Origin of the sequence: Rhodococcus sp. 06-235-1A, from assembly GCF_002258785.1 — a bacterium.
Lineage (GTDB): Bacteria > Actinomycetota > Actinomycetes > Mycobacteriales > Mycobacteriaceae > Rhodococcoides.
Map to the genome: position 1 here is coordinate 55,552 of NZ_NOYI01000007.1, position 25,161 is coordinate 80,712.

Annotated in this window: 26 protein-coding genes and 1 riboswitch; of the genes, 9 read left to right on the forward strand and 17 right to left on the reverse strand. The window is 64.4% G+C overall.

Going from position 1 to position 25,161, the window contains the following annotated elements:
* Positions 1-137: 137 nt before the first annotated feature.
* The 4 genes from sdhC to CH275_RS04725 are packed head-to-tail and all read left to right on the forward strand — an operon-like array spanning position 138 to position 3,480.
* A complete protein-coding gene (sdhC, locus tag CH275_RS04710) occupies positions 138-479 on the forward strand; it encodes a succinate dehydrogenase, cytochrome b556 subunit (protein ID WP_032378103.1) in 342 nt (113 codons plus the stop codon).
* A complete protein-coding gene (locus CH275_RS04715; RefSeq protein ID WP_094675682.1) occupies positions 479-931 on the forward strand; it encodes a succinate dehydrogenase hydrophobic membrane anchor subunit in 453 nt (150 codons plus the stop codon). The genes sdhC and CH275_RS04715 overlap by 1 nt, the downstream gene beginning before the upstream one ends.
* Positions 932-947: 16 nt before the next feature.
* Positions 948-2,699 (forward strand): succinate dehydrogenase flavoprotein subunit, encoded by a 1,752-nt coding sequence (sdhA, locus tag CH275_RS04720; RefSeq protein ID WP_032376833.1) that lies wholly within the window; start codon positions 948-950, stop codon positions 2,697-2,699.
* A 1-nt stretch (position 2,700) separates the two neighbouring features.
* Positions 2,701-3,480 carry a succinate dehydrogenase iron-sulfur subunit gene (locus CH275_RS04725; RefSeq protein WP_032376832.1) on the forward strand — a complete coding sequence of 260 codons (780 nt, stop codon included), beginning with the start codon at positions 2,701-2,703 and terminating at the stop codon, positions 3,478-3,480.
* A 64-nt stretch (positions 3,481-3,544) separates the two neighbouring features.
* Here CH275_RS04725 and CH275_RS04730 read toward each other — a convergent pair whose 3' ends face one another.
* The 4 genes from CH275_RS04730 to CH275_RS04745 form a co-directional block, all read right to left on the reverse strand.
* Complete coding sequence (locus CH275_RS04730; RefSeq protein ID WP_094675684.1) at positions 3,545-4,750, reverse strand: acyl-CoA dehydrogenase family protein; 1,206 nt, start codon at positions 4,748-4,750, stop codon at positions 3,545-3,547.
* A gap of 95 nt (positions 4,751-4,845) precedes the next feature.
* Complete coding sequence (locus CH275_RS04735; protein WP_094675802.1) at positions 4,846-5,628, reverse strand: ATP-binding cassette domain-containing protein; 783 nt, start codon at positions 5,626-5,628, stop codon at positions 4,846-4,848.
* A gap of 2 nt (positions 5,629-5,630) precedes the next feature.
* Positions 5,631-6,689 (reverse strand): ABC transporter permease, encoded by a 1,059-nt coding sequence (locus CH275_RS04740; protein ID WP_094675686.1) that lies wholly within the window; start codon positions 6,687-6,689, stop codon positions 5,631-5,633.
* A 29-nt stretch (positions 6,690-6,718) separates the two neighbouring features.
* Positions 6,719-7,720, reverse strand: a complete 1,002-nt coding sequence (locus CH275_RS04745; protein WP_179275979.1) for a substrate-binding domain-containing protein — start codon at positions 7,718-7,720, stop codon at positions 6,719-6,721.
* Between the two features lie 216 nt (positions 7,721-7,936).
* On the opposite strand from CH275_RS04745, the gene CH275_RS04750 reads away from it, so the two are divergent.
* From CH275_RS04750 to CH275_RS04760, 3 genes are read left to right on the forward strand one after another with little or no spacing between them, the layout of a single operon-like run.
* A complete protein-coding gene (locus CH275_RS04750) occupies positions 7,937-8,248 on the forward strand; it encodes a hypothetical protein (protein ID WP_094675688.1) in 312 nt (103 codons plus the stop codon).
* A gap of 24 nt (positions 8,249-8,272) precedes the next feature.
* On the forward strand, positions 8,273-9,742 hold the full coding sequence (locus CH275_RS04755; RefSeq protein ID WP_094675690.1) for a sensor histidine kinase: 1,470 nt from the start codon (positions 8,273-8,275) through the stop codon (positions 9,740-9,742).
* Positions 9,727-10,389 (forward strand): response regulator transcription factor, encoded by a 663-nt coding sequence (locus CH275_RS04760; protein WP_094675692.1) that lies wholly within the window; start codon positions 9,727-9,729, stop codon positions 10,387-10,389. The genes CH275_RS04755 and CH275_RS04760 overlap by 16 nt, the downstream gene beginning before the upstream one ends.
* Positions 10,390-10,424: 35 nt before the next feature.
* Here the strand turns inward: CH275_RS04760 and CH275_RS04765 are convergent, their stop codons facing one another.
* Positions 10,425-10,823, reverse strand: a complete 399-nt coding sequence (locus tag CH275_RS04765) for a hypothetical protein (RefSeq protein ID WP_094675694.1) — start codon at positions 10,821-10,823, stop codon at positions 10,425-10,427.
* A gap of 244 nt (positions 10,824-11,067) precedes the next feature.
* Between CH275_RS04765 and CH275_RS04770 the strand changes: the two genes are divergently transcribed.
* A complete protein-coding gene (locus CH275_RS04770; protein ID WP_094675696.1) occupies positions 11,068-12,375 on the forward strand; it encodes a D-alanyl-D-alanine carboxypeptidase family protein in 1,308 nt (435 codons plus the stop codon).
* Between the two features lie 33 nt (positions 12,376-12,408).
* On the opposite strand, the gene yhjD is transcribed toward CH275_RS04770, so the two are convergent.
* The 11 genes from yhjD to CH275_RS04825 form a co-directional block, all read right to left on the reverse strand.
* Positions 12,409-13,428, reverse strand: coding sequence for an inner membrane protein YhjD (gene yhjD, locus CH275_RS04775; protein ID WP_179275984.1), 1,020 nt, complete (start codon positions 13,426-13,428; stop codon positions 12,409-12,411).
* Between the two features lie 84 nt (positions 13,429-13,512).
* A complete protein-coding gene (trpS, locus tag CH275_RS04780) occupies positions 13,513-14,553 on the reverse strand; it encodes a tryptophan--tRNA ligase (protein ID WP_094675698.1) in 1,041 nt (346 codons plus the stop codon).
* A 41-nt stretch (positions 14,554-14,594) separates the two neighbouring features.
* Complete coding sequence (locus CH275_RS04785) at positions 14,595-15,401, reverse strand: exodeoxyribonuclease III (protein ID WP_094675808.1); 807 nt, start codon at positions 15,399-15,401, stop codon at positions 14,595-14,597.
* 71 nt (positions 15,402-15,472) lie between these two features.
* Positions 15,473-16,375 (reverse strand): membrane protein insertase YidC, encoded by a 903-nt coding sequence (yidC, locus tag CH275_RS04790; RefSeq protein WP_094675700.1) that lies wholly within the window; start codon positions 16,373-16,375, stop codon positions 15,473-15,475.
* A gap of 63 nt (positions 16,376-16,438) precedes the next feature.
* Positions 16,439-16,735, reverse strand: a complete 297-nt coding sequence (locus CH275_RS04795) for a DUF6412 domain-containing protein (protein WP_179275978.1) — start codon at positions 16,733-16,735, stop codon at positions 16,439-16,441.
* A 23-nt stretch (positions 16,736-16,758) separates the two neighbouring features.
* Complete coding sequence (locus CH275_RS04800; protein ID WP_094675704.1) at positions 16,759-18,072, reverse strand: DUF6297 family protein; 1,314 nt, start codon at positions 18,070-18,072, stop codon at positions 16,759-16,761.
* 62 nt (positions 18,073-18,134) lie between these two features.
* A complete protein-coding gene (locus CH275_RS04805; RefSeq protein WP_094675706.1) occupies positions 18,135-18,761 on the reverse strand; it encodes an ABC transporter ATP-binding protein in 627 nt (208 codons plus the stop codon).
* 58 nt (positions 18,762-18,819) lie between these two features.
* Positions 18,820-19,104 (reverse strand): DUF6412 domain-containing protein, encoded by a 285-nt coding sequence (locus CH275_RS04810; RefSeq protein WP_094675708.1) that lies wholly within the window; start codon positions 19,102-19,104, stop codon positions 18,820-18,822.
* Between the two features lie 39 nt (positions 19,105-19,143).
* Complete coding sequence (locus CH275_RS04815; protein WP_094675710.1) at positions 19,144-20,574, reverse strand: DUF4153 domain-containing protein; 1,431 nt, start codon at positions 20,572-20,574, stop codon at positions 19,144-19,146.
* Positions 20,575-20,661: 87 nt separating this feature from the next.
* Complete coding sequence (locus CH275_RS04820) at positions 20,662-21,633, reverse strand: HAMP domain-containing sensor histidine kinase (RefSeq protein WP_094675712.1); 972 nt, start codon at positions 21,631-21,633, stop codon at positions 20,662-20,664.
* Positions 21,633-22,307 (reverse strand): response regulator transcription factor, encoded by a 675-nt coding sequence (locus tag CH275_RS04825; protein WP_094675714.1) that lies wholly within the window; start codon positions 22,305-22,307, stop codon positions 21,633-21,635. Before CH275_RS04825 ends, CH275_RS04820 begins: the two co-directional genes overlap by 1 nt.
* Positions 22,308-22,472: 165 nt before the next feature.
* Between CH275_RS04825 and CH275_RS04830 the strand changes: the two genes are divergently transcribed.
* Positions 22,473-23,528, forward strand: a complete 1,056-nt coding sequence (locus CH275_RS04830) for an ABC transporter substrate-binding protein (protein WP_094675716.1) — start codon at positions 22,473-22,475, stop codon at positions 23,526-23,528.
* A gap of 14 nt (positions 23,529-23,542) precedes the next feature.
* Here the strand turns inward: CH275_RS04830 and CH275_RS04835 are convergent, their stop codons facing one another.
* Entirely contained in the window at positions 23,543-24,685 is a 1,143-nt protein-coding gene (locus CH275_RS04835) for an MFS transporter (protein WP_094675810.1), read from the reverse strand.
* A 340-nt stretch (positions 24,686-25,025) separates the two neighbouring features.
* A riboswitch (SAM riboswitch) is annotated at positions 25,026-25,149 on the forward strand.
* Positions 25,150-25,161 lie beyond the last annotated feature (12 nt).

The following is a 25,161-nucleotide window of genomic DNA, read 5'->3' on the forward strand; positions in this document are numbered from 1 at the left end:
TCGAGCCAGGACAAGACCGGCCACCGGGCTCGAAGCGTCCACCAACGACGTTGGAGGCATTGCACTCGATGAGTAGCACGACGGAAGTCGCTCCGGTCAAGGAGCGCAAGCGGTCTCTGTACCGCGGGGACCCGGGCATGTGGTCCTGGGTTCTGCACCGCATCACTGGCGTGTTGACGTTCTTCTTCTTGTTCGTCCACGTCCTCGACACGGCGATGGTTCGGGTCAACCCCGAAACGTACGACGCCATCATCGAGACCTACAAGACCCCGCTCGTCGGCCTGATGGAACTCGGCCTCGTTGCCGCGGTGCTGTACCACGCACTGAACGGCATTCGGGTGATGCTGGTCGATTTCTGGTCCAAGGGACCGCAGTACCAGAAGCCGATGCTGTGGGTCATCGCAGTCGTCTGGCTCGTCGTCATGATCCCCGGCGCGGGACGAATCTTCTACAACATGTTCACGGCGGGTGGTCACTGATGTCGACGCACGGTCCCGAGGCAAAGGTTCTCGGCACGAACTACGACCGTCCGGCCAGCTTGGCCAACCCGCGCTCACCGCGTCGGCAGAGCAAGGGCAACTTCGAGCTCTACGCGTGGCTGTTCATGCGCTTCTCGGGTCTGGCACTCGTCGTGCTCGTGCTGGGGCACATGTTCATCATGCTGATGCTCGACGACGGCGTACACCGCATCAACTTCGCATTCGTCGCCGGTCGTTGGGCCAGCCCGTTCTGGCAGTTCTGGGATCTGACGATGCTGTGGCTCGCTCAGCTTCACGGCGGTAACGGCCTTCGCACGATCATCGCGGACTACTCCCGCAAGGACTCGACGCGATTCTGGCTGACCACGCTGCTGGTCCTGTCGATGATCCTGATCATGGGCGTCGGCACCTACGTCATCTTCACGTTCGATCCCAACATCTCGGCGAGCTAAGGACACTGACGCTTACATGCAGGAACATCGTTACGACGTACTGATCGTCGGCGCAGGCGGTGCCGGTATGCGTGCCGCGATCGAGGCCGGACCCCGCGCTCGTACCGCCGTACTCACCAAGCTCTACCCCACGCGTTCGCACACCGGCGCGGCCCAGGGTGGCATGTGTGCCGCCCTGGCCAACGTGGAGGAAGACAACTGGGAGTGGCACACGTTCGACACCGTCAAGGGCGGCGACTACCTCGCCGACCAGGACGCGGTGGAGATCATGGCCAAGGAAGCCATCGACGCCGTTCTCGACCTGGAGAAGATGGGTCTTCCGTTCAACCGCACACCCGAGGGCAAGATCGATCAGCGCCGCTTCGGTGGCCACACCCGCGATCACGGCAAAGCGCCTGTGCGTCGTGCGTGCTACGCGGCCGACCGCACCGGCCACATGATCCTGCAGACGCTCTATCAGAACTGCGTCAAGCACGACGTCGAGTTCTACAACGAGTTCTACGCGCTGGATCTGTGTCTGACCGAGACCGACGACGGTCCTGTCGCGACCGGCATCATCGCCTACGAGCTGTCCACCGGTGAGCTGCACATCTTCCATGCGAAGTCGATCATCTTCGCCACCGGAGGATCGGGCCGGATCTACAAGACCACGTCCAATGCCCACACTCTCACCGGTGACGGCATGAGCATCGTCTTCCGCAAGGGACTTCCCTTGGAGGACATGGAGTTCCACCAGTTCCACCCGACAGGTCTCGCAGGCCTGGGCATTCTCATCTCCGAGGCCGTCCGAGGCGAGGGCGGCATCCTGCGCAACGAGTCGGGTGAGCGCTTCATGGAGCGCTACGCACCGACCATCAAGGACCTCGCGCCCCGCGACATCGTCGCGCGCTCGATGGTGCTCGAGGTGCTCGAAGGACGCGGCGGCGGGCCCAACAAGGACTACGTCTACATCGACGTCACGCACATCCCCGAGGAAGTACTCGACGAGAAGCTCCCCGACATCATGGAGTTCTCGCGCACTTACCTCGGCGTCGACCCCGTCAAGGAGCCGGTGCCGGTCTACCCGACGTGCCACTACGTCATGGGCGGCATCCCGACCAAGATTCACGGTGAGGTGCTCCGCAACAACACCGACATCGTGCCCGGCCTGTACGCCGCCGGTGAATGCGCCTGCGTCTCGGTACACGGAGCCAACCGCCTCGGCACCAACTCGCTGCTCGACATCAACGTCTTCGGACGTCGCGCCGGCATCGCCGCGGCCGAGTACGCCAACTCCGTCGACTTCACTCCCCTCCCGGAGGAGCCGGCCAAGATGGTGCAGGACTGGCTCGAGCTGATCCTGTCGGACCACGGTCACGAGCGCGCAGCCGACATCCGCACCGAGATGCAGCAGTCGATGGACAACAACGCATCGGTGTTCCGTACCGAGGAGCGCCTCGAGACGGCACTCAAGGATGTCCGCGCCCTCAAGGAGCGGTACAACAAGATCACCGTCGAGGACAAGGGCAAGCGCTACAACAGCGACCTGCTCGAGGCCATCGAGCTCGGCTTCCTTCTCGAAATGGCCGAGGTCACGGTCGTCGGAGCACTCAACCGCAAGGAATCGCGTGGCGGTCACGCCCGCGAGGACTACCCCGAGCGCAACGACGCCGAGTACATGAAGCACACCATGGCCTACAAAGAGGGCGAAGGTCTGCTCACCGAGATCCGCCTGGATTACAAGCCGGTAATCCAAACCCGCTACGAGCCGATGGAGCGGAAGTACTGATATGAGCGCACCTACCCTGGACAAGAAGTCCGAGTCCGATCTGCCACCTGTGCCCGAAGGCGCGGTGATGGTGAACCTCAAGATCGCGCGCTTCAACCCCGAAAGCGGTGAGGGCCAGCGTTGGGACACCTTCCAGGTCCCCACCCTGGAGACCGACCGTCTGCTCAACCTGTTGCTGTACGTGAAGGGCTACCTGGACGGCACTCTGACGTTCCGTCGCTCGTGCGCTCATGGTGTCTGCGGCAGCGACGCGATGCGTATCAACGGTGTCAACCGTCTCGCCTGCAAGGTGCTGATGCGCGACATGCTCCCCAAGGACTCGTCGAAGACGCTGAACATCACCATCGAGCCCATCAAGGGCCTGCCGGTGGAGAAGGACCTCATCGTCGACATGGAACCCTTCTTCGACGCGTTCCGCGCCGTGAAGCCGTTCCTGATGACGACGGGCAACGAGCCGACCCGCGAGCGGATCCAGTCAGCAGCGGACCGCGCCCGGTTCGACGACACCACCAAGTGCATCCTGTGCGCGTGCTGCACCACCTCGTGCCCCGTGTTCTGGAGCGACGGTAGCTACTTCGGCCCCGCTGCCATCGTCAACGCACACCGGTTCATCTTCGACAGCCGTGACGAGGGTGCAACCGAACGACTGGACATCCTCAACGACGTCGAAGGTGTGTGGCGTTGCCGCACCACCTTCAACTGCACCGACGCATGCCCCCGCGGCATCCAGGTGACCAAGGCGATTCAGGAAGTCAAGCGCGCGTTGCTCTTCGCTCGCTAGCAGACACATCTACGACGGCAAGCGCCCCTTCGCACATGCGAAGGGGCGCTTGCCGTTTCCGATGTCAGACGAACGCGCCGAAGCCCGTGACACCACGGCCGACGATCAGATTGTTGATCTGCGCGGTGCCCTCGTACGAGTACAGCGCCTCGGCGTCGGCGAAGAACCTGATGACGTCATGCTCGATCAGAATTCCGTTGCCTCCCATGATTTCTCGGGCCCAACTCACCACTTCGCGCAGGCGCGTCGTACAGAACGTCTTCGCGAGCGCCGCATGCTCGTCGTAGTGGATGCCGTTGTCCTGCAATTGAGAGACGCGAATCGCCATGCCCAGCGAGGCGGTGATGTTCGCCGTCATGCGGGCGATCAGATCGGAGATCAGCTGGAACGACGCGATCGGAGATCCGAACTGCTCACGCTCCCGCGCATAGGCCACTGCGCGCTCGTAGGCCCCCATCATCACGCCCACGGCCTGGAACGCCACGCCACCACGAGTGAGCCTGAGTACCTTCGCCGTATCGGCGAACGAGTTGGCGTCGGCGAGCTTGTTGGCGACCGGGACTCGGCAGTTCTCGAGATGGATGTCGGCGTTCTCCACCGCGCGCAGCGAGTACTTGCCCTCGATCTTCTCGGCCCGGAACCCCTCGAATCCCTGCTCGACGACGAACCCCTTGACCTCGCCGTCGGCCTCGTCCTTGGCGAACACGATGGTCAGGTCTGCAAAGGTAGCGTTGCCGATCCAGCGCTTGCTGCCGTTGAGGATCCAGTGATCTCCGTCGAGCCGAGCTGTGGTCTCGAGTCCGCCCGCAACGTCGGAGCCACCGTGCGGTTCGGACAGTCCGAACGCGCCGATCGTCTCCATTCGGCGCATGGCAGGTAGCCATCGCTCGCGTTGCTCCTCCGAGCCGAGAATCGAGATACTGCTCATCGCCAGCGAACTGTGCACGCTGAACATCGTTCCCGTGGACGGATCGACGCGGGCGAACTCCATTTCGAGCCAGCCGGTGAGCAGCTTGCGCGAGGCCTTGCGATCATCGAACTCGTAACCGAGACCGGCGATCTCGAGTTCGGCGATCTTCGGCATCAGGTGCACCGGAGAGGCGGCCTTCTCCCAGAATTCGTTCGCCCGCGGCGCAACCTCGTCCTGCAGAAACCTGCGGGTCCGCAGGACCACCTCGATCTCTGCGTCGTCGAGCATGCTCTGATACCCGTAGAAATCGGATTCGAGAAAGTCCGGCGACAGTGGTCCGAGGGGCTCGTGCTCGCTCATGTTCGGCTCCTTCGTCTGGTACCTCCGTCGGGCACCGCTACCGATCTTCTACCCGCCACGCCCGCTTCTCACGCATGCACTGCAGCGGTGGCCGGTCAGCGGCGCAGTTCGTCGGTGAGGGTCGTCAGCTCCTCGCCGCCTGCCATCTCCCTGGTGAGGTCGTCGAGCGAGATGTCGTCGTACGCACAGTCCAACGTCTGGCGTCCACGATTGAGGAGAACGAAGTGGTCTCCGACCAAGTACGCGTGATGAGGATTGTGGGTGATGAAGACGACGCCGAGGCCTTGCTCCCTGGCTGCCGAGATGTACCGGAGCACCATGCCGGACTGTTTGACGCCGAGGGCTGCGGTCGGTTCGTCGAGAATGATCACTCGGGCACCGAAGAAGATGGCCCGAGCGATGGCCACGCACTGACGTTGGCCACCGGACAGGGAACCGATCGGGGCATCGACGTCGGGCAGATCGATGCCCATCTTGCGGAGTTCGTCGATGGTCGTCGCGCGCATGGCGTGAGTGTCCAGGGTTTTGAACACCGTGCCCCTGCGCAGCTCCTGGCCGAGAAAGAAGTTGCGCCACACCGGCATCAGAGAGACGACGGCGAGGTCCTGGTAGACCGTGGCGATGCCCTGGTCGACTGCCTGCTTGGGAGAACCGAACGTGGTTGCGGTGCCGTCGACGAGCAGTTCCCCCTCCGACTGCTTGTGCAGCCCGGACATGATCTTGATCAGCGTCGACTTGCCTGCACCGTTGTCACCGAGGACGCAGGTGACCTCACCGGCACCGACGCGGAGGTCTATCCCGTGCAGCGCGATGATGTTGCCGTAGCTCTTACCCACGCCTTTCAGCTCGATGAGGGGCGTGTTGGCTGAGGACGTCATGGTCACCTTTTCGCCGCGTAGTTGCGGAAGGAGCTGTTCGCGATCACTGCGAACAGCAGCATCGCGCCGAGGAAGAACTTGAACCAGTCGGGGTTCCAGCCTGCGTAGACGATGCCCTGATTGGTCATGCCGAAGATGAACGCTCCGATGAAAGCACCGATGGCCGTGCCGTATCCACCGGTGAGCAGGCAACCGCCGATGACGGCGGCGATGATGTACAAGAATTCGTTGCCCACGCCCTGGCCCGACTGAACGGTATCGAACGCGAACAGCAGGTGCATACCGACGAACCAGGCGCAGAAGCCGACGAACATGAACAAACCGATCTTGACCCGGGTGACCGGGACACCGACGGCCCGCGCCGAGTCCTGGTTGCCGCCGACGGCGAAGATCCAGTTGCCGGTACGGGTCTTCATCAGCACCCATGTCGCGGCGAGGGTGAACACGATCCACCACACGACGGTGATGCGGACCGAGACCCCCAGCAGCGAGAACGAGGACGAGAACACTGCCTTGGCCGAGTCGAATCCCTCCATGTCCGAGATGGACGGAGTGGCGACCTGTCCGGTGACGAGCTTGGTGACGGCGAGATTGATGCCGGTGAGCATCAGGAACGACGCCAGCGTGATCAGGAACGACGGAATCTTCGTCGTCATCACCAGGTATCCGTTGAGGAAACCCACCGCCAACGCCAGCACCAACGCCAACGCAGAGCCGGCCCACACGTTCAGGTGCAGGTTGTAGGCCAGCATCGACGCCATGATGGACGAGAAGGTCACCGCAACACCGGTGGAGAGGTCGAACTCACCACCGATCATCAGCAGCGACACCCCGATCGCCATGATGCCGATGGTCGAGGACGCGTACAGCACGGTGGCAAGAGCCTCCGGCGATCGAAACGGCGGTGCCACGATGCAGAAGAAGACGAAGATGGCGACCGCGCCGAACAGGGCACCGATCTCTGGACGAATCAGCAACCGCTGCAACGGTTTCCGCTTCTTGACCCGCTCGTCTGCGATCACGACGTGCTCGGACAGAGCCGGATCGGCCTGTGTGGACATGAGATTCCTTCCGCGCCGAGACGATGCACTCAACGTGTGCCGTTACGGGCGTACTCGGCGACCGCATCGATGTTGGTCGAATCGATGAACGCGGGGCCGGTCAGCACCGGGGTGCCGCCGCCGATCGTGTTGCCGTTGTTGAGGTAGAGCCACAGCGAGTCGATCGCCAGGTAGCCCTGCAGGTACGGCTGCTGATCGATGGCCCACGCCACGTCGCCGGACTCGATCGCATCGACCAGTGCAGCGTTGGTGTCGAAGGTGACGATCGTGGCGTCGCTGCCCGCATTGTTCTTGGACTGCACCGCAGTCAGAGCGATCGGAGCGGCCAGCGCGATGACGTGGTCGATGGACGGATCCTGCTGCAGCTTGGCAGTGATGGTCGACTCGACGGACGGCATGTCCTTGCTGTTGACGTTGAGGATCTCGGTGGTACCTCCGAAGCCCTGCGTCACGCCCGCGCATCGCGCCTCGAGCGACACTGCACCCTGCTCCTGGATGATGCACAGGGTCTTGCGTGCGCCGTCCTCGGTGAGGCGAGACCCGGCAGCCTGTCCGGCGATGTTCTCGTCCTGACCGAAGTACTGCTGGACTCCCAAGTCCTTCCAGGAGTCGTAGCCGGAGTTGAACGCGACGACCGGGATGCCCGCGGCGGTCGCTGCCTCGACGGCGGGGGCCATCGCGTCTGGCTTGGCCAACGTGACCGCGATACCGTCGACCTTCGAGTCGATCGCACTCTGAACGAGGTTGGCCTGGTTGGGCGCTTCGGGGTCCGCCGAGTAACGCAGTTCGATGTTGTCCTTGGCCGCGGCGGCCTCGGCACCCTTGCGCACCAGATCCCAGAAGGTGTCGCCGGGAACCTCGTGCGTGATCATCGCTATCGTCGCAGACGGTGTATCGGCGGTCCCGGCGTTGGATCCTTCGTCGGACGATCGAGGAGCACCGCCGGTGCTCGAACAGGCAGCGACAGTCAGAGCCGCGACCGCACAGACCGCGCCGACCGCGATCGGCCGGCACCTTTGCCGAAACCTCATTGCACTCCCTCTTCGAAATCCGGTCTCTCGAACAACCGACGAATCCGACCCGCCGACCTGCTCACTGTAAGAAACGATTGGTACCCGCCACGCATCTTCGACGATTATTCGTCAGGCAACAGAACCGGTGTGCGCACCACCGGACCTCGGACGACATGAGAGAACTCTCATCTCCGATTCACGTAGCCACAACCCGCCGTCGTCAGACTCGGCCGTGTGCGAACCATCATCGTCTCGGCTCTGGGACTGCTTACGCTCGCGGTGCTCGTCACGGCCTTGCTGACGACACGATCGACGGGCGAGCAGACCCCGTTGCCCGCACCCATCGTCGCACCCGCCGCACCCGTGCAATCCGCCCCGGGTACCCCGCAGCCGGTTACCCCTGCGCCGGGTACGGGCATTCCCGCGCCAACCGCCGTCGCTCCGCAGCCGGTGGCACCGGACGGATTCGTGCCCCCGCCGCCGCTTCCGCCCGCCGACTGGGACGATGACTTCGACGACGACTGGGATGACGATGACGACGACTGACGCCGCTGCAAGACCGACCACGTGATGCGGACCCGACTGCTCGCGCTGCGCCCGACGAGCGCCCGCAGCCGCATCTTCTCGTGGGTACTGCTGCTCGTACTGGTGTCGCTGGCGGCCGTCACCGTGACCACGTGGCTGCTGATGATCCGCGCGACCGACAACCGCATGCGCGAATCGCTGCGCACCGAGATCGCCGAGTTCACCACCCTCACCGACGCAGGCGTCGATCCCGGAACCGGTGAACCGTTCGACGGCATCAACGATGTGCTCCGCGTGGTGATCACCTACAACCTCGCCCGCCCCAACGAGAAGTTCCTGGGGTACGTGGACGGAGCTTTCGCCGTGCAAAGCAGGCAGCAGGCACCGGTACGACTGTCCGACGACGGCGGATTCACCGCCGAGGTCGGCTCCGTGACCGCGCCGGTCGAGGGTTCGTACTCGAGCGCTGCAGGCGAAGTGCTGTACCTCGCGGTGCCGGTCTCGCTGGCGGGTGACCCGGTACCGGGCGTGGTGGTTGCCGCCTACTTCGCCGATCAAGAACGCGCCTCGGCCGACGAGACCGCGACGTTGATGCTCGTCGTCGGCGGCGTCACCTCGGTTCTGGCGGCTATCGGCGCGTGGTTCGTCGCGGGTCGCCTCCTGTCCCCGATCAGACACATCACCGCCACCGCCAGATCGATCACCGAAACCGACCTGTCCGGTCGGATCACGGACGCGAGAACAACGGGCCGAGGCGACGACATCGGAGCCCTGATCGACACGCTGAACTCGATGCTCGACCGAATCGAGTCCGGTGCAGCGAGCCAACGCCGATTTCTGGACGACGCCGGCCACGAACTACGCACTCCCATCACGATCGTGCGAGGCCATCTCGATGTGCTCGACCACCGTGATCCGGCCGACGTTCGCGACACCGTCGCGCTCGTCGACGACGAACTCGATCGGATGAACCGCCTGGTCGCCGACTTGCTTCTGCTCACCCGCGCCGACCAGACGAGCTTCGTCACGCCTGTCGTCACCGATGTCGACGCGCTCACTCGAAGCGTGTTCGACAAGGTGACGACCCTGGCCGACCGTGAATGGGTGTTGGAGGCGAGCGCGACCGTGCACGCGCCACTCGACGCGCAACGACTGACGCAAGCACTGCTGGCATTGGCGGACAACGCAACTCACCACACGACGCCCGGCGGCCGCATCGGTATCGGATCACAACTGTCCGACGGTGACATTCGGTTCTGGGTCACCGACTCGGGCCCTGGGATCGAGCGCGACGAGCAGGAACGGATCTTCGAGCGCTTCGCCCGAGGTCGCAACGGGACCAGACGCACCGAAGGAGCCGGGCTCGGATTGTCCATCGTCACCGCAATCGCTGGAGCCCACCGTGGACGGGTGAACGTCGGCAGCGCACCGGGTCACGGTGCCACGTTCACCATCACCATTCCACTGACCGATTCCGTTGCCCCGCAGAAGGACCGACCATGGCCCGCATCCTGATCGCCGAAGACGAACCCCGCATCGCCTCGTTCGTTCACAAGGGGCTGAGAGCAAGTGGATTCAGCACGACGACGGTGTCCGACGGCAGGTCCGCCTACGAACACGCCCGCAGCGGCGACTTCGATCTGGTGGTACTCGACATCGGTCTGCCGATCATGGACGGCTTCGAGGTCCTGCACCGACTCCGCGGAGAGCAGTGCGAGATACCGGTGATCGTGTTGACCGCCCGCGACAGCGTCCAGGACGTGGTGTCCGGTCTCGAAACCGGTGCCGACGACTACATGGCCAAGCCGTTTCGCTTCGAGGAACTGCTCGCGCGTATCCGAGTTCGCCTGGGCACCAAGCGAACCGTCGACACCACGCAGCTCACGGTCGCCGACCTCACCCTCGACCTGCGCACCCGCCGAGCTGTGGTGGGAGACCGAACCGTCGACCTGTCGGCCCGTGAATTCGCTCTGGCCGAGACCTTCATGCGCCACCCCGGCCAGGTCCTCTCGCGAGAGCAACTCCTCTCGCAGGTGTGGGGCTACGACTTCGACCCGGGCTCCAATGTCGTCGACGTCTACGTCCGCTACCTTCGGACGAAATTCGGTGCCGCGCGAATCGAGACCGTCCGCGGAATGGGATACCGACTGTCCGACACATGAGTGGCGTCGGACACTGCCGACGCCACTCCCGAGTCTCAGTCGTCGTTGTCGTCGTTCGGATCGTCGTCGTTCAGATCGTCCCAATCGTCGTCTCGGTCGTCCAGGTCATCACGGTCAGCGCGGTCGTCGTCGTAGCGGTCGTCGTCGTAGCGGTCGTCGTCGTAGCGGTCGTCGTCGTAGCGGTCGTCGTCGTTGCGGTCGTCCCAGTCGTCGTCGTAGCGGTCGTCCGGGATATGCGTGGGTGTCGGCTGCTGCGCTGGGGCCGCCGGCTGGACCGGAGCCGGATCGGCCGCCGGCAGCCGCTGTTCCACCGAGATCGAGGACGGTCGCTGCTGGGTGGGGTCGTCGTCGGCGATCGCGAGTGCGCCGACGCTGCCGAGGGTGAGCACAACGGCTGCTGCGCCGACGATCGCGAACTTGCCTGGCATCTTCATAACTGCTCCTTCGATCCGGGTTCTATGGGTCACCGTTTCGGTGCTGACTCAACGATCGCGGTCGAACGTGAGAAGCGAAGGAGCACAACATGAGCGAGTTCTCATACTGGTGGCAGATGCCTACCCGTCGGCTGGACCGGCCGATTCAGCGGTGCACAGTGGTGTCGGACCACCGGACGCGCGGTAGCAGTTCGCCGGTGAGTCGTGGCGTCGACCATCCACGGAGCGCCTATGGTGATTCGCGATGAAAAGGATCAGAAGTTTTGCGGCTGCATGTGCGGTATCGATTGCGCTCGTCGGAATCGTTGCTGGACCTGCCCTGGCACAGCCGGCCGCCGAGCCTCCGGTTCCGACGACGACCACACCGCCGTTCACGACGCCCGACACCGACAGCTGCCCGTTCGCGGCCTCGCCTCCCCCGGCGATCGACCTGTCCGAAGTCCCGGCACCCGGAAGCACCACCCCGCAACCACTTCCCATCCCCGCGGAGGCTGTCGGCGGAGATCGGCTCGCCGAGTGCGGAGCGATCGTGCCGGACGGCGCTCCCCCACTACCGGCGGACATCTCCGCCACCGGGTTCGTGGTCGCCGACATGGACTCGGGTTCCGTTCTGGCCGCCAAGGATCCGCACGGGAGACATCGTCCGGCGAGCACCATCAAGGTGTTGCTTGCGCTCGTCGCACTGGACGAATTGAACCTGAGCACCCAGATCACCGCGACCGCCGAGGACGCCGAGGCAGAGGGCAGTGCCGTCGGCATCGGTAAGAACGGCGTCTACACCAATCTGCAGTTGATGCAGGGACTGGTGATGGCGTCGGGAAACGATGCGGCGCACGCGTTGTCGACCCAATTGGGCGGGGACGTGGCAACCGTGGAGAAGATGAATGCCAAGGCGGCAGAACTGGGCGCACTCGACACGCGCACGGCGACGCCGTCCGGTCTCGACGGTCCCGGGATGGCCAGCTCCGCCTACGATCTGGCCCTGATCTTTCGCGCGGCAATGCAGAATCCGACGTTCGCACAACTGATTTCGACGGAGACCGTGCAGTTTCCGGGTTACCCGAAAGATCTTGCGATCCCGGAGGATCAGGACAGACCGGGTTTCGCACTCTCCAACGACAACCAGCTGCTCTACAACTACGAGGGTGCTCTCGGAGGCAAGACCGGATACACAGACGACGCCCGCCAGACCTTCGTCGCCGGGGCCGAGCGCAATGGCCGACGCCTCGTGGTGACGATCATGAAGGGCGATGTGCTGCCGATCCGTCCGTGGGAGCAAGCGGCGCGACTGCTGGACTACGGGTTCGCCATGGATCCGAACAGCTCTGTCGGTGATCTCGTCGAACCGCAGTCGACATCGGCGGTGACGAGTACACGAGCGCCAGAGGCAACGCCGACTCTCGCCCAGCCACCCGCGACGGCCTCGGGCTCCCGCCAGTCCGAGATGCAGGCCCAAGGCGACACCGTGGTCCGCCTCTCGATCGGTGTCATCGGCGCGATCGTGGTGATCGGGCTGTTGTGGGGCGCTCGACGGATGTCGCGCAACCGCTGATCAGCCCTGCGGTCGTCCGCCGTCGCGAGGTATTCAGCGGCGCCGGTTACGCAGTCCCGCGACTCCGACCGCGGCGAGTACACCCGCACCCACCAGCGCCAACCCGCCTGTCACGCCGGGACCTGCACTGACCTCGACCCTTGTGTTGATCACCGCCGGTTCCGGTGCCGGAACGTGGGCTTCGGCGAGGCTTTCGCGAGTCGTGGCAGCGAACGACGTGGAGAACAGCACCAGCCGTGAAGTCGTGAACACGAACACCAACAGACCGATGATGGGTCCGAAGACGACGCCTGCAGGACCGCTGGTTACCGACGCCAGATAGAGGGCACCGAGCTGCTTGAAGATTTCGAACCCGATTGCGGCCAGTAGAGCACCCTTGGCTGCGCTGCGCCACGACACCGGTTCGCGCGGCAGGCGCGAGATCACCCAGGTGAACAGGGCCCAGGTGCCCGCCAGCGCGAGGAGTACCGAGAAGATGCGCAGTGCAATTCCCACTCCCGGTACGGAGTCGAGATTCGCCCACTCGAGGATGCTGCGCATGACGCCGCCGCCGGCAAGAGCCGAGAGGCCGAGCGAGAGAACCAATGCGGTCCCGAGCCCCAGCAACGCAGCGAAGTCCTTTGCCTTGGTCGCCAGAAAGCCACCCTGCTCGTGCTGGCTCTCCCACATGGCGGTCAGTGCCTCACGAAGGTTGGCGATCCACCCGAGACCGGCGTACAGGGCACCGAGCAAACCGATGATGCCGACACTCGTGCGCGATTCGATGGCCGTCTCGATCAGAGAGCTGATCGTCTCACCGAAGCTCCCCGGCACGTTCTCCGCGATCTGAGACTGGATCTCTGCAAGCCACTCGGGCTGGTTCACGAGCACGAAGCCGGCGATCGCAAAGGCGACCATCAGCAGCGGAAACAACGCCAGCACACTGAAATAGGTCATACCGGCCGCGTAGTAGTCGCCCTTCTGACCCTGATAACGCTGCGCTGCAACGACGGTGTGATCGAGCCAGGGCCACCGGGCACGCCGGTCGTCGAGCATGGCCTTGAAATCGGGCATCGCGCTCACCTTCTCGCTGTCGTCGGCCACTCTCGGATGGTGTCGCCGCATCGCTGCGCAACGAAACCCGTTGTGTCGTAAATGTTATGCGCCGGGAGGCAGGAAACCCACCCGGTCGTATACCTGAGCGAGTGTTCGACTCGCCACTTCTCTGGCTCGATCCGCCCCCGCCGAAAGGATGCGATCGAGTTCGGCGACGTCGGCCATGAAGCCGTCCATCCGCTCACGCAGCGGAACGACGAACTCGGTGAGGACCTCAGCGGTGTCGGACTTGAGGTCTCCGTATCCCTTGCCCGCGTATCCGGCCACGAGATCCTCGATGGTCGTACCCGACAGGGCAGACTGAATGACCAGCAGATTACTGACCCCGGCTTTGTTCTCGGTATCGAAGACGATGTCACGCTCGTTGTCGGTCACCGCCGAGCGAATCTTCTTCGCCGACACCTTCGGATCGTCGAGAATATTGACGATGCCCGCCGGATTCGACGAGGACTTGCTCATCTTCGCGGCGGGATCCTGCAGATCGAAGATCTTCGCAGTGCCCTTGATGATGTGTGCGTCGGGCACGACGAATGTCTTCTTGAACCTGGTGTTGAAGCGCTGCGCCAGATCACGAGTCAACTCCAGATGTTGACGCTGATCCTCGCCTACCGGAACCAAATTCGGACGGTAGAGCAGGATGTCGGCGGCCTGCAGAATCGGATAAGTGAACAGTCCGACGCTGGTGTGATCGCGACCTTGCTTGGCAGACTTGTCCTTGAACTGCGTCATCCGCGCCGCTTCGCCGAACCCGGTGATGCAATTGAGGACCCAGGCCAACTGCGCGTGCTCGGGCACCTGACTCTGTACGAAGAGCGTCGACCTCTCCGGATCGATGCCCACCGCGAGCAGCTGAGCCGCGGCCACTCTGGTACGCCGACGCAATTCCTTCGGATCCTGCGGAACTGTGATCGCATGCAGGTCCGGGATGAAGTAGAACGCGTCGAACTCGTCCTGCAACTCCACCCAGTTCCGCACCGCACCCAGGTAATTGCCGAGATGGAACGAATCGGCAGTCGGTTGGATGCCGGAGAGCACCCGCCGACGCGGACCCTGCGGAGTATCGATGGAGTCGGGAGCAGACATGGTGCAATCTTTTCACGAACCGATCGACACCTGCCTTTTGCCTAGCGGTAGCGCACAGTCACCGGCGCGTGATCGGACCATCGCTGGTCGTAGGCCTCGGCGCGCTCGGTGGTCGCTTCCTTGGCACGCTCGGCCAGATCACTGGTAGCCAATTGATAGTCGATGCGCCAACCGGCGTCGTTGTCGAACGCCTTCCCCCGATACGACCACCAGCTGTACGGACCCTCGACCTCCGGGTGCAACGCCCGAACGACATCGGTCCACGGTGCCTTCTCGGAGAGCAACCGCGACACCCACTCACGTTCCTCCGGCAAGAACCCCGAGTTCTTGCGATTCGTCTTCCACGCCTTCAAGTCGGCCTCGGTGTGGGCGATGTTCCAGTCGCCGCACACCACCACGTCGCGGTCGGCGGACTCGGCTGCCTTTGCCGTCTTGGCCAGATACTTCGCGAACGCAGCCATGAAGCGTTCCTTCTCGTCCTGACGGTCGGTACCGACCTCGCCCGACGGCAGGTACAGGCTCGCGACGGTGACCTCTCCGAAGTCGCCTTCGATGTAGCGACCGGCATCGGCGAACTCGGTGGCGCCGATGCCGGTGCGTATCGCATCGGGAGCCGCCTTCGACAGCAACGCCACGCCGTTGCGTCCCTTCGCCGACGGCTCGGCCGAGGCCAGGTGCCAGCCCGCATCGAGGGCCGGGGCCAGCGCCTTGGTCAGTTCCCCGTCGTTTGCACGGGTCTCCTGCAGGCAGATGACGTCGGCATCGGTGGCCTCCAGCCACGGCAGCATGCCCTTGCGAACAGCAGCGCGAATTCCGTTGACGTTGACTGTGGAAATTGTGATCGGCACGCCGACGACGGTAGCGGAGACCACCGACAGACGGCGGGTCGCCTTCTGTCGGCGGCACCTCCCCTGGGTCGCTACCGACGCCTCGGCTTCGCCCCGGGCTTCGGCGCGGTGACGGCCGATCTCACCTCCGGCTCGATACTCGGCTCACGATCGATCCGCCGATAGACGATGTGCTGCTGGGCGTAGGTCCAGATGTTGTTGCTCACCCAGTACAGCAACACCGCAACCGGAAGCACCGGCCCACCGACGAGCACACCTGCCGGGAACACCCAGAGCACGAGCTTGTTCATGATGGCCGTCTGCGGGTTGGCGAGCGCCGCCGCGTCCTGCCGGGCGACGGATGCCCGCGAGTTCAGATGTGTCGCCACCGCGGCGACGATCATCAGCGGTACTGCGACGAACGCGATACTCCATACCGACGGCACTCCCCCGAACGGACCGAATGCCTCCAGGACCTCGCGAGAGCTGTTGATGGCAGCCGAGATCGGAGCACCGAACAATCGCGCGTCCAGAAAGGACTGCACATCAGCGGCACTGAACACGTAGTTCGCAGTGTTCGCATTGTCCTGCGCCGTCATGCCGAGATGGCCGAATCCGGTACCGGTCCGGTTGAACGATCGCAGCACGTGGAGCAAACCGATGAAGACCGGGCCCTGTGCAAGCAGCGGCAGACATCCCATCAAGGGATTGAATCCGTGTTCCTGCTGCAACTTCCGCATCTCGGTTGCCTGTCGAGCACGGTCCCCGGAGTACTTCTTCTGGACGGCCTTGATCTGTGGTTGGAGCCTCTTCATGGCGAGCTGGGAACGAATTTGGCTGACGAACGGCTTGATCAGCAGCGCACGCAGCGTGAAGACGAGGAATATCACTGCCAGGGCCCAGGCGACGCCGTTGCCGGGGCCGAGCACGGACCCGAAGACTCTGTGCCAGAACCACAGCACCGCGGAGACGGGATAGTAAACGAAATCGAGCATGGTGGAACACCTCACTGTGAGAGAAGTCGGTCGGTTGGCATCTCGACCGGATCTCGCAGTGGCTCAGGAGAACTGGAGCCACCGGTCCGGTCCACGGACCGGACCGGGCGCTCTCGGCATAGGGCGACCGGGCGCATCGGGTTGCTGTTGCCTGCGGAAGGATCCCCGAAGCCGCCGTCCGTCCGCGCCTGCGGCGCACGGCGACAGCGGTGCGATCACGGCGAGGTCGGACGGCGCACCTAGGACGACAAGGGACGCCGCGACCAGCGCACCGAACATCGCTATCTGTGCGGCAGGTTGTGCGTCGACAACGGTGAAGACGACGAGCAAGACGGCAATGATGCCGAGGACGGTTACCACGGAGCGACCAGTGCGCGCGCGGTTCATCCGACGCCCACCGCAATCTGCACCGCCGCATACGCGAACACGACGAGTGGGCCGCGAAGCATCTGCCGCAGCATGTCCACCGGAACCTGCCCCATCGGCGTCTCGAGAATGAGACCCCCGTACTCGAGCGGTGGTCGCGATGCAGATCGGTACAGAGCAGCGAGCGCCACGAACGGGATGGGCAGCACTGCCCAGAGCGATGCGCCGAACACCACCGGTGCGCACGCAGCGAAGACTGCGAAGACTCCGGCTGCAGGCACGACCAGATGCGCTGAGCGCAGACTGCGATCGGACCCTCCGAAGGCAGCACGAAAAGCACTGGACGAGTTGATATCTCGTAGCCCACGACCGAAAGCGGAGCCGACGACACAGCAAGCCAGCAGCAGTGCGAGGGGACGCAGGGGCAGAGTGAACACCGCCGTACAGAGATAGACCACGATGATCACCGCAACCAGAGTGGATACCGCACTCCTATCCCGCAGGACGCGCCGAGCATCGGCGTCCACGAACATTCGCCAGCGTGAACCCGAAAACGACCGAGACCGCACGAGACCCACCCGACGCCAGGTACGCACATCCATCTCGGAAGAAACGAACGAAGAATCCATCGTCGTCGTCGCGACCGACAGTGAGGTAACGAGCCCAGAACCACGTTCCAGCGCAGCCCGATTCAACCGGCGAACACGACGGCGGCCGACCGACACGATCGCGATACCGGATACGACAGCGAAGGCTGCCGCCCACACGACCGAGGATGCAGGCAGAACCGGTGCGTAGAGAACGGACAACGAAGAGCCGAGGACGGCGACACAAACCAGGCCGACAGAGAAGTTCCGGTACCACCGGTCTCCGAGCCGCGACGTCTGCGCGCATACTCCGCAGCCGACGACGCTCGCACCTATCGCTGCCCCCATGCCGCCGAACCACCACCAGCTGTGAGCAGCCGGTCCGACCAGAGTCGATCCTCGCGCGATCAGCACACCCAGGGCGCTTCCGCATGCTGTCGACGCCCAGTAGCGCGGAGCAAGTACGGCCGACCGATCGAGTGGGGTCGAGTGAATCCAGAACCGTTCCGCGGAGTTCACCACGACAGGCCCCAGCGCCCGCACCGCGACCATGAGCAGGCCGAAGGCCGCGATCGCGAGCCCCACGGCGAACAGAGAATCGACCGAACGTACGAGTCCGGCGACCGACTCGCCGGACCCGAAAGTGCCGGGGTCGATGCGTCCGAGAACGTGCCACAGCAGTCCCGTTGCCACGAACGCCGGCAGTCCCCAGACCGCGAGGACTGTGCCGATGTCGGTTGGCATCCTCGCGCGTTTCCACTCACGAATCCGGCCACGGACGACGCGTGCGGTAGGCACGGCCGTCGTCACTGTCGCCACCGGTCACCGTCCACGCACGTGTCGGCCACCTGCTCGACGAGATCGGGGTCGTGAGATGCCATCAGGACAATGCACCCGGCCTGCTTCTCGTGCTCGATGGCCTGAGCCAACCAGCGCTTGCCTGCTGCGTCCAACCGCTGCTCGGGTTCGTCGAGCACCAATACGTCTCGGGGTCGCACGAACGCCGAACCCAATGCCAGCCTTCGCCTCTGACCGCTGGACAAGGTGACGGGTAGCTGATCTACGACATGCTCGAGCCCGAGTCCCTCGATCACCCGTTCGGCTGCACTCGGAGGGTCGGCCACTCCGTGGGCCGCAGCGACGAGTTGAAGATGTTCACTCACCGACAGGTGCGGAAAGGTCCCCGGATCGTCCAGTATCGACGCCATGCGCGCTCGGAAATCGGGCGCTGTCTCATCGACAGGCTCTCCGAACAGCGTGATGGTGCCGGAATCGAGGTCGTCGGCCCCGACGACGCATCGCAGCAGAGTTGTCTTTCCGGCTCCGTTGGCACCGACGAGGGCACAGACCGACCCCTCCGATACCGCGAAGTTGACATCGCTGAAGACGGTCAGCGAACCGAAACGCCTGGTGGCGTCGGCGATCACGAGCATGGTGGTTCTCCCTGGCAACCTTGCGACTATGGACGCGAAGGCGTGGGGAAACTCGAAACTAGAGTGCCCCCACCAGGGCACCGGGTGCTCGTGGCTGCGGGCGGCCCGGCGCATCGGGCCGGTGCTGGCGTCGGAACGCACCTCGTAGGTGGCGTCCCTCGGCAGTGGGTCCGACGTTCGGCAAACGCCGGAGCAGTGTCAGAACATCGACGCGGTGCGCGAGCACCATCAGGACCGCCAGCGCCGCAACGAGAACCAGTGCAACGTCCGTTGTTCCGCCCGGCGCCGTCAGCAGCAGCGACAGAAGAAGCAGCGACGTGACGACGAAGTTCTGGTATCCCATCCCGCACCTCCCTGGTGTGCCGCTGATCCGAGTCGTTGCTCAGGGTACAGATACCGAGCGGTCCGTGCACAGGTGCCAGGTATCGCCTACGAAGACCGGGCCGCGAGCCTGTACACAGGGACGCACGTAGTCGGGCAGTCGCTCGAGCTCGGCGTCGGCGTCGGCCGACAAACCACCCACGTAGGACGTATCGATGCGTCCGGTCTGCTCGAATCGCTCCACATTGTGACGCGCGATGTAGGCATCGGGATTCAGGGCCGCCAATGCGAGCACTGTGAGTACCGCCCCGACGCCGACTGCTCGCGGAAGCCAGCGTCCCGACATCCGCACGCCCGCGACGATCAGGAGCACGAACACCGATCCCAGCCACCACTCGACAGCCGTGACGAACAACCTCAGAGTGGTGTAGCCGTACTGCTCCTCGTACAACGACATTCGATGCAGCGCCGATGCCACGATCACCATGGACAGGACACACAGCGCTCCCAACAAGGCACGCAACGCAATCCGGTCGCGTCGGGCGATGCGCCCGGCTTTGATGACCGTGACCGCGATGACGAGCAATGTCAGTACTGTCACCGCCAGCAGTTGCCAGAAGCCCTGCCGGGCATATTCGGCATTGGTCAGGCCCTCGGTGGTCAGGACGTGCCCCTGCCCGCCGAACAGTGTCGGCACTTGGAAGCCCACGAACACGGTGAACAGCGCGACCACCGCTCCGAGGGGAATCATCCACTCCCACAGACGAAGTGTTCGACGCGGGGACGGTGCGAGCCGATCGAAGCGCGGCGGATGCAGTGCAATGTATGCCACGGCCAGCGCACCTGCGGTGGTGAGAACGAAGACAAGGGTGCGTCCGACGAGCGATTCCACATCGAACTCCGGTACTACCGCGGCGAGCGCGTCCGCGAAACGCCGGTCTGCTGCACCGAACAGTGCCGCGAACACGACGCAGAGCACCACGGTGACGAATGCGACCATGCCGATCCGCGCCGGCCGCGGACCCTCCAGATCGACGGAAGCTGCTCCCCTGCCGGTCCAGCGAAGCACCCGCATCGGCACCGACACGGGGAGCGCGGCACCGAGTGCAATTCCCGTCCATGTCCATGCGCGGGAGAGCACCACCGCGCCGACCACGATGGCGAGCGTCGTCGACATCGTCACGATCCACTCGGCCTCTCGCACTGCAGACACGCTCGCCAGTGCCAGAACTCCTGCCACGCCTGCCCATTCCCAGAGAGAGAGCCTGCCGCTGCGTACAGCGAGGACAACGGCAACGAACACCACCGTGGTGATCAGCACGCCGAAAGCACTGTGGCCCAGCACGACTACCCCGACCACACCGGTGAGGGCTGCTCCGACCAGTGCGACGCGGGGTGCCCGAGAGTACCGAACCGCCGGCCAGGTGCGCGGGCCCCACAACGATCGCCGGCGGTGAGCTTTCGGATGAGTCTGAATGTCGATCGTGCTCATGGCGCTGCCTTTTCTGTATTTCGGGCATGGAAGGTCGGCGGCTGCAGTCCGTGGACGGGCAGTCTCGGTTCGGATCGATCGAGAAAGTCAGTGCTCGGGGATGACCACTCTGATGTGGCAGCCGGATTCACTGTCGAGAACTTCGATGGTTCCGCCGTGCAGTTCGGTGGCCCAGCGTGCGATGCCGAGGCCGAGACCTGTTCCGCCGTCGGTGGATCCGCCGCGTGTGAATCGGTCGAACACCGCGTGGCGATCGGCGGGTGCGATGCCGGGGCCCTCGTCGACCACGTCGAGCGCGAACGCGTCGTCGATTCTATGAGCCCGCAACGTCACCGTGCTCGAATGCGGGGAATGACGCACGGCGTTGTCGACGAGGTTGGTGATCACCTGTGTCATTCGAGATCGATCGGCCACGACGGTCACATCGCTCGGTGAGACGAGTATCGACACTCGTTCTCGGTGAACGGTTGTCGCATCTTCGAGGAACTCCCGCACCTCGAATTCCTCCCGGGCAATGCTGAGCACACCGCCCTCCACCCGCGAGAGATCGAGCAGTTCGGTGACCAGATCGCCGAGCCTCTCGGTCTGGCGCAGTGCCACGGCCAACGTCTCGGGATCGGCCTCGGTCACCCCGTCGACCACGTTCTCGAGCACGGCACGCAGGGCGGCAATCGGTGTCTTCAACTCGTGCGAGACGTTGCCGATGAGTTCCCGACGATACTTCTCGGCGGCCTCCAGGTCGCCCGCCATGGTGTTGAACGCGGTGGCGAGCTCGCCCACCTCGTCCCGCGAGGTGGCCCGCACTCGCGTCGAGTAGTCGCCCCGCGCCATCGCTTTGGCTGCCGAGGTCATTTCGCGCAGCGGCGACGTCATTCCATGCGCAACGAATTGCGTCGCGGCCAAGGACACCACGAGCGCCGCCAGGAGCGTGTAGCGAAATTGCCAGCCCGCCCCGATCCAGAAGACGATGCTGGCCAGCACCAGCACGATACCCACGATCAGCGAAACCTTGAGCTTGAACGAGCGCAAGGGGTCAAGGGGGCGCGGAAGCATCCGCATCATCGCGGCACCTCCACGGCGTAGCCGACTCCGTGCACGGTACGAATCAGATTGCCACCGAGTTTGCGGCGCAACGCTTTCACGTGACTGTCGACGGTTCTGCTGCTCGCCGAATCGTCCCAGCCCCACAGTTCCGAGAGCAGGGTCTCCCGCGAGACCGCGGTACGAGGCCGATCGGCGAGATAGGCGAGGATGTCGAATTCCGTTCTGGTCAGGTGGATGTCGCCGGAGTCGTTGAACACCCGCCGTTCCCGGTGATCGATCCGCACGTCACCGACTCGGACGGCCTTGGGTTCGCTCACAGCGGTTCGCTCGGCGCGGCGAATCAGCGCGTGCACCCGAGCGACCAACTCCCGCATACTGAACGGCTTGCCCAGGTAGTCGTCTGCGCCGACACCGAGGCCGACCAGCATGTCGGTCTCGTCCGACTTGGCCGTCAACATCAATACCGGGACAGGCCGCGACAACTGGATCCGGCGGCACACCTCCAGCCCATCGAATCCGGGCAGCATCAGATCGAGGACCACGACATCGGGATCGAACCGCGCGCACGCCTCGACCGCGGCGGGACCGTCGGCTGCGGTGACGACCTCGTACCCTTCGCCGCGAAGTCGCGCAGCGACGGCCTCGGAGATCGTGGGCTCGTCGTCCACGACGAGAACTGTGCGGCTCATGAGAACTGACCCTAGAGGGCTCACATGGAGGAGTCCGTCGGGAAATGTGGAGGTTCGGTGAAGGTTCGAGCCGGACCGTCGGGTCGATCACGAACTCGACTGCACGTCCGATTTAGGGTCGGCTATCCTTCCGTTTGTTAGCCAACCCTTCCGAAAGGCGTAACGATGCACACCCGACCACTACGCACAACTCTGGCGGTGTGCGCGATAGCGCTGACCACCGCGGGACTGCTCAGCGCCTGCTCGAACTCGAGCGACGAGACAACGCCGGGCGCGGGTGCCGAAACGGGACCCTCGTCCGACTCGTCCGCATTCCCGGTCACGATCGAGCACGCGTTCGGTGAGACCGTCGTGCCCGAGGAACCCACTCGTGTCGTTGTGGCCGGCTACACCGAACAGGACACCGTCCTGGCGCTCGGCGTCATACCCGTCGGCGTCACGGAATGGTACGGCGAGCAGCCGTACGCAACCTGGCCCTGGGCTCAGGCAGCGCTGGGGGACGCGCAGCCCGAAGTGCTCTCGAACGACGATGGATTCGAGACGGAAAAGATCGCCGCACTCGAGCCCGATCTGATCATCGCCACCAATGCCGGCCTGACGGCGGACACGTACGACACGCTCAGCGACATCGCACCGACGCTCGCACAGTCCGACGCGTCGACCGCGTATTTCGAGCCCTGGGACGTGCAGGCGGAGAAGATCGGACGCGCACTGGGCCAGAAGGACGAGGTCGATGCGTTGATCGACGGAGTGAACCAGAAGTTCGCGGACGCCGCGGCCGCACACCCGGAGTTTGCCGGTAAGAAGGCGATCTTCTTGCAGAACGCGTTCTACGAGGGCAAGGCGATTGCGTACCAGGACGGACTGAGCACCGACTTTCTGACCAAGCTCGGCTTCGCCATCCCCGACGACATCGACGCGTACGTTCCGGCGGACGGTAGCGCTCAGGCCAGCATTCCGCTGGAGAACCTGTCGGTCCTCGACGTCGCCGACGTATTGATCTGGGGAACCGAGGGTCCGGGCGACCGCACGCAGCTCGAGAAAGTAGCGGTGTACAACGCACTCGAGCCGGTGCAGGACGGCAATCTGGTCTTCACCGACGGGGTGACGGCCGGCGCGATCTACTTCACCAGCGTGCTCAGCCTGCCGTACGTCATCGACAAGCTCACCCCGGCTCTGTCGGAGGCACTCGGCGGAACGGCAGCGACGATCACCGGCTGACCGAACCGGGTCGCTTACTTCGCGGCCGAGCGCCTGTCCATCCACATGGCGGTGGCCAGCACACCGAGACCGGCCACCGCCAGGCCCGAGCCGACGGCGGCGGGTGCCGTGTAGCCGAAGCCTGCGGCGATCACGGCACCGCCGACTGCCGCTCCGATGGCGTTGGCCAGGTTGAACGCGGCATGGTTGAGCGACGCGGCGAGCGTCTGGGCGTCCTCTGCCACGTCCATCAGCCTCGTCTGGAGGCCGGGGACCACCGAGGAACCGGACGCACCGATGAGGAACACCAGGAGCAGAGCAGTGATCGGATTGTGTGCCGCTGCCACGAACAGCGCCAGGAACACTGCAGTCGCGGCCAGACCGACGAAGGTGCCCCTGAGCTGGTACCGGTCGGCCAGCCAGCCACCGGCGTAGTTGCCGGCGACCATCCCCAGTCCGTAGATCATCAGGGCAACCGGAACGAGCGCGCGAGCGAGACCGGCGACATCGGTCAGCGTCGACGCGATGTAGGTGTACACCGCGAACATGCCACCGAATCCCACGATGCCCACGAACAGGGTCATCCACACCTGGCTACGGCGCAATGCACCCAGCTCGGTGATGGGGCTGGTGGTCGGCATGGCGTCCAGTCTCGGCATCCACACAGCGAGCGCGGCGACGGTGAGGGCACCGATGACCGCCACGAGAGCGAACGCACTGCGCCATCCCAGCGCCTGCCCGATCCACGTAGCCACCGGAACGCCGACGACGTTGGCGACCGAGAGACCCATCATCACCATCGCGACGGCTTTGGCTCGTTTACCCGGTTCGGCGAGGTGGGCAGCCACCAGCGCGGCCACTCCGAAATACGCACCGTGCGGCAGGCCCGCGACGAATCGCGAGGCGACGAGCTCGTTGAAACTGGGTGCGAACACCGTGCCGAGGTTGCCCAGAGTGAAGGCGACCATCAACACCAGCAGCAACATCCGCCGGGGAACGCGTGCAGCCAGGGCAGCAATGGTGGGCGCGCCGACCACGACGCCGAGCGCGTAGGCAGAGATCATGTGGCCCGCAGAGGGCTCCGAGATCCCCATCGTCGTGGCGATGTCCGGCAGCAAGCCCATCGACGCGAATTCCGTGGTGCCGATGCCGAAACCGCCGATGGACAGGGCCAACATGGCGAGCTTGCGACGGGTCGAGTGCGGTCGATGACTGACACTCAGACCACTCGACACCTTGCCGCGCACAGCGCTGACTCGGGAAAGAGCGGAATCGGTGACAGTCACAGCGGTACTACCTTCGTTTCGATCGGGGAAGTGAGCGACAAGAACGGCGGCTCGCCGAATCGATTCAGCAGAGCGCAATCGAGTAAGAGAACAGCCAACCCGACCATTGTCTTCCCTCTGGCAACTTGTTTTCGAGTCGCAGCGCGGTGATTGTCCTCACCCGAGCATCTGCTCGAGTGCCTGCCGAGCCCTTGTTCCTGCGGAGCTCACGTACCCGCTAAGATCTTCGCCAGGTCATGAGTGCCAGCATCGAGCCCCGGCTTGCTGGCCGGCAACCCTCCAACCGCGGTGGGGTGCCCCGGGTGAACGACCGGGCCGATCCGGCACGCCGAGTGCCGAATCGACAAGCGCGGGTCCGCAGGAAGCGG